This window comes from Bradyrhizobium sp. ORS 375, from assembly GCF_000239775.1.
Taxonomy (GTDB): Bacteria; Pseudomonadota; Alphaproteobacteria; order Rhizobiales; family Xanthobacteraceae; genus Bradyrhizobium.
In genome coordinates, this window is record NZ_CAFI01000096.1 from 1 (window position 1) to 5551 (window position 5551).

The window sequence follows — 5551 nt, forward strand, 5'->3', positions numbered from 1 at the left end:
GGCGGCGGGCGCGGCGACCGGCCGCGACGTGCTGACGACGTCGAGGCCACGGCCATGATGCGCGACGATGCGGTTGAGCTCGGCCAGCGCCTCGATCTGGTCGACGATGACCTTGCGCATCTGCGCCGTGCTCTCGGCCGCCTCCTGCGGCATCTCCAGCACGCCGCGGCGCAGCTCGTTGCGCGTCGCCTCGAGCTCGCGATGCATCTCGGACGTCATCTGCTTCATGCTCGACACCAGCGAAGCAAACTTCTCCGCCGACTGCTTGAACATCGCATCGGCTTCCTGCGTGCTCTGCTGGTAGATCTCCTGCATCTGCGCGGTGGTGAGGCGGCGCTCCTCCTCGGCGTTGGTGCGGATCGCCTCGAACTGGCGGCTGAGCGCGGTCGAGCCGGCGCCGGCCGTCTCCGCCACGACCCGGGCGATGTCACGCGCCCGTTCCTCGGCGGCCGCAAGCGACTCGTCGAGCAGGGTGGTGAAGCGGGTCAGGCGCTGATCGAGATCGGCGGTGCGCAGGTCGATGGTGGTGACCAGCGATTCCAGCGTCGTCTTGCGATCCGAGATCGAGGCGGTCGCGTCGCGGTTGCTCTGCTCGACGATGGCGGCAGCCTCGATCAGGGCCTTGCCATGCGCGTCGAACTGCGTCGACAGCGATCCGAGATCCTGCAGCGCGCGGGACGTCTTGGCGTTGAAGACGTTGAGCTGGTCTTCGAGGGTCTGCGTCGCCGTGCCGTTGCGCGAGGTGACGTCGTTCATCGCGGTGACGAAATCGGCGACGCGGGCGACCAGCGCACGCTCAAGCGAGTTGAGATTGTCGTGCGCCCCGGTCAGCACCTCCTGCAGGAGGATGTTGCCTTCACGCAGCCGCTCGAACAGCGCGACGGTGTCGGTGCGCAGGATCTTGCTGGTCTCCTGCATCTCGGTGACGGCCGCCACCGAGACCTGGCGCGACTGCTCGATCGCGGCGCGCGAGGCCTGCTCGAGATCCTTCAGCGACTTGGTAATCGCCGTCGTCGCCATCTCGCCGGCCGAGGTGATGGTGCGGGCGACATCGGAGCCGTTGCCGTTCACGGTCTGGGCGAACGCCTGGCCGCGCATCTCGATCTGCTTCAGCGCGTCGGTGGTGACCCGATCGATCTCGATCGTGAGCTGGTTGGTCTTGGAGTTGAGCGTCTCGACCAGCGTGCCGCGCTTGCCGTCGAGGACCTGCGACAGCCGCTCGCTCTGCTGCTGCACATAGGTGACGATCTCGTCGGTCTTGCCGGTCATGGCCGAGCCGAACGAATTTCCGGCCGCGAGCACCGAGCGTTCGATCTCGGTCGAGGTCGACTTCACGCGCGTCGAGACCTCGTTGGAGGCGGCGACGAGCGCGCTCTGGGCGTTCAGCGCGCTGCTCTGGATCGCATCCGTCGTGTTGGCCGCGACGGTGTTGATCGAGCGCTCGATCTCCGAGGAGATCGCCTTGAGCTGGCCCGCGGTGTCGGTCGAGGTCGCCGTCAGCACCGTCTGCGCCTCGCGGGCGCCGGCGACGATCACGGCGACCGTCTCGGTGGTCGTCGTCGTGAGCAGGGTCTGGGCTTCGCGTGCACTGCCGACCAGGCTGGCCGCGGTGTCGGCGGAGGTCGCCGTCAGCGACATCTGGGCCTGGCGCGCGCTGTTGAGGATCGAGGTCGCCGTATCGGCGCCCACCGAGGATAGCGTCCGCTCGACGTCCACGGCGAGCGACTTGACGTGCTCGGCTGCCTCGGTCGAGCTGGAGATCAGCTTGGACTGGACCTCGCGGGCGCTGTCCACGATCACCGTGGCGGTGCTGGTGCCGACCGCGGCGAGCGTCCGCTCGACGTCGGCTGCCAGCGACTTGACGTGGTTGGCCGCTTCTGACGAGGCGCTGATCAGCGTGCTCTGCGCCTCGCGGGCGCCGCCGGTGATCGCCTCCGCGGTGGTGGTGCCGGCGATCGACAGCGAGCGCTGCACGTCCACGGTCAGCGCCTTGACCTGATCGGCTGCCTCCTGCGAGGCGGCGAGCAGGGCGCTCTGGGCCTCGCGCGCACCGGCGGTGATGGTCTCGGCAGTGTCGGTGCCGGCTGACGTGAGCGAGCGCTGCACGTCGGCGGCGAGCGACTTCACATGCTCGGCGGCGTTGGAGGAGGCGGACACCAGCGTGTTCTGCACCTCGCGCGCGCCGGCGAGGATCGAGGCGGCTGTGGCCGAGCCGGCCGCCGTCAGCGCCTGCTCGACGTCGGTGGCGAGCGACTTCACATGGGTCGCGGCATCGGCAGAGGCGGACACCAGCGTGTTCTGCACCTCGCGGGCGCCGGCGAGGATCGAGGCGGCCGTGGTCGAGCCCGCAGCCGTCAGCGTGCGCTCGACGTCAGACGACAGCGACTTGATCTGCTCGGCGGTCTCGCTCGACGCCGTGACCAGGGTGGCCTGGGCCTCGCGCGCGCTGGTCAGGATGGAGTTCGCCGCAGCGCTGCCGGCGCCGGTGAGGGCGCGCTCGACCTCGGCGGAGGTGCTCTTCAGCTGCGAGCCGACATCGGTCGAGACGGTGATCAGCGCCTGCTGCGCGGAGCGCGCGCCGGTCTGGATGGTCTCGCTGGTGTTGACCACGAGCGTGGTGAGCGAGCGCTCGGCATCCTCAACATGCGACTTGATGCTGGCCGACAGCAGCTCGGCGCGCGTCATCAGCTCGTCGCTGGCCTGGCGGCCGCTGCTTTCGATGCGGCCGGCGACGGCCTCGACGCGCGAGCCCAAGAGGTCCTCGAACTGCGACACGCGCTGGTCGATCTCGGTGGCGATCGAGCCGACGCGCGTCTCGATGCCCTGGTGGATGTCCTGGAAGCGGGCGGTGACGGCCTCGGTCAGCTCGAAGCTGCGGCCGTCGATGATGTTCGACAGGCTGACAATGCGCTGATCGATCGCCTCCAGCGCCTTGTCGGTGCCTTCGGTGAGCGAGGAGGTCAGGATGTTGAGGCGGGAGTCGATCGACTGGATCGCCTGCGCCGAGCCGTCGGTCAGCGACGAGGTCAGCACCGTCAGGCGCGAGTCGATGGCGTGCAGCACCTGCGCCGCACCGTCGGTCAGCGAGTTCGACAGCGTGCCGAGGCGGCCCTCGATGGTCGAGGTGACCGAGGTCGCGCGGCTGTCGAAGTTCTCCTCCAGCGTCTTCAGGCGGCCCTCGACGGTGTCGTCGAAGCTCTTGATCTTGGAATCGAAGGCGGAATCGAAGGTGGTGATGCGCGCCTGCAGATTGGTCTCGAACTGATTCAGACGCTGGTCCAGCGTCGCCGTGATCTCGCCGCTGTTCGACGACAGGCGCGAGTCGAAGGTGTCGACATAGGTCTTGAGATTGTCCGAGATCTCCTGGGTCCGCTGGCCCATGCGCTCGACGATCTCGCCGCCATAGGTCTTCACGGTGCGGTCGAACTCGGTGATGTGGCGCGTGATCAGGGCGCCCAGGGTCGAGCTGTCGCGCGCGAAGCGCTCGGCGAGCTCCGTGCCCTGGTTCTTCACCAGCTCATCGAAGGCGCTGATCTGCAGCGACAGCGTGTCGTGGGTGCTTTCGGTCTGGCTGACGACCTTGGCGACCAGCGAGTTGACGGTCGCATCCAGCGACTCGCTCGCCTTTTCACCGGAGGTGACGATGTGGCCGGACAGGCGCTGGCTCGCCTCGTCGATCTTGGTGACGAGATCGCCGCTGCGCAGCTCGAGCTCCAGCAGCAGGGAGTCGCCCGAGGCCTTGAGCGAATCGTGGACCTGCTCGGTGCGCACCGAGATGCCGTCGACGATCGCCGCCGTGCGCTGCTCGAATTCGCTGGTGATGCGGTCGATGCGCTCGTTGAGCATCTCGTGGACGCGGTCGGACAGGTCCGCGAACTCGTCGTGGACGTGGCCGGTCTTGAAGTTCAGGCTGGTGGTCAGCCGCTCCGAGGCATCCAGAACGGCGCGGGTGGTCTCCGCGCTGGCCTCCTCGAGACGGTCGAGCAGGTCGCCGCCGCGCTCGCCGAGCGCCAGGATCATGTTGTCGCCGGCGTTGCTCAGGGCTGCCGTGATGTGGGCGCCGCGCTCTTCCAGCGCGCCGGTGATGCTCTTGGCGACCTCGTCGACGCGCGAGGCGATCGCGTCCGAGATCAGCGCGATGTCGTGGCGCAGGTCGATCTGCACGCCCGAGATGGCGCTGCGGACCTGCTCGGCCTGGCCAACCAGATTGTCGCGCTGATGGGCGATGTCCTGGAGCAGGGCGCGGATGCGGACCTCGTTGTCGCTGTAGGCGCGCTCGAGCGCGGCGACCTCGTTCGCCACCAGCATCTCGAGCTCGCCGGCGCGCGCGATCGCGCGCTCGACGCCGTCGCCCATGGCCGCGACCTCGCGGCGGATCGCCTGGCCGACGGTGACGATGGAATCGCTGACGGCGCCCTCGGGCTCGGAGAAGCGGATCGCGACCTGGGCCATCGACTGCGCGATCATGCGCAGCTCCTGGCCGCGCCAGGCGAGGCTGGCGAGGAAATAGAACAGCAGAACAGGGGCGAAGAACACCGCGGCGAGGCCGGCGAGCACCAGCACGCCGCCGCTCTGGCCGATGAGGGCCTGCAAGGCGGGCAGGAAGCCGATCGTCAGCAGCACGCAGCCGACGATCCAGATGCCTGCAAAGGCGGTTGCCAGCGTGTACACGCCGCGCGACGGGCGTCCCTTCTGGATCGCCTGCAGCAGCTGGCCGATGGTCTCGCGGTCGTCATTGGCCGGCCGGCGCTTGGCCAGCGGCGGTGGCTCGATCTCGTCGAGGCTGCGGTTGTCGATCCCCGGACGGGAGTCGAATTGGTCGAAAACCGATCCGCCGGTCGGCATGACCGGCGGCGCCCCGTCAGCGCGGACCGGGCCCTGCGACTCCGGGGGCGCGGTCGTGTCGCTGATGTTCAAAGCCTCCTGAATGGCGGACAGCGCAACTTCAGTCGGGTCTTTGACCTTTTTCGGGGTGTTCGCCATGTTGAGTCCGAGCCCTCGTCTTAATTTCGTTCCGGCGAGCCGCGTACGAGTACCCCCTCGACGCGCTCGAACCGGACGTCATCCCTTGCAGGCACCAGGGGTGGCTAATTCCGCCGGGTGACCCACTCCATCCGGGCATCATCCTATTGGCTGTGCCAGTTGAAAGAAATGGCCGTGGTTAAGAGATTCTTAATCATCGTTAACAGCTGCCGCCGTTAACGCTTTAGAAGTTCTGCGAATTCCGGTTTCGGCCGCGATTGGGGCGGAGCCGGGCCCAAATCGCGGCAAACCCGCGGCAATCGGCCGGTAACCATACATTAACCATTGTCGTGCTTGGCTGACCACAGGGGCGCGGTGCGTGCCCGCCGGACCGGATGACCATCATGATTCCCGACCTGTCACGGATCGAATGGATGCCCTCGCCGCCGCTGGTTCCAGATGACGGGCCGATCAGCCTCGACATGCTCAGGCGCATGACGCTTGGCGACGCCACGCTCGAGCGCGAAGTGCTCGCGATGTTCTCCACACAGGCCGTCCGTCTGCTGGAGCGGCTGCAGGTGATGCCGGA

At 67.8% G+C, this 5551-nt stretch carries 1 protein-coding gene and 1 pseudogene; one reads left to right on the forward strand and one right to left on the reverse strand.

Going from position 1 to position 5551, the window contains the following annotated elements; genetic code table 11:
• Positions 1–4983 (reverse strand): apolipoprotein A-IV repeat region-like domain-containing protein (locus tag BRAO375_RS08190; RefSeq protein ID WP_052536073.1); only part of this gene is annotated, 4983 nt, incomplete at its 3' end.
• 383 nt (positions 4984–5366) lie between these two features.
• On the opposite strand from BRAO375_RS08190, the pseudogene BRAO375_RS08195 reads away from it, so the two are divergent.
• A pseudogene (locus BRAO375_RS08195) lies at positions 5367–5551 on the forward strand (Hpt domain-containing protein); the annotation flags it as partial.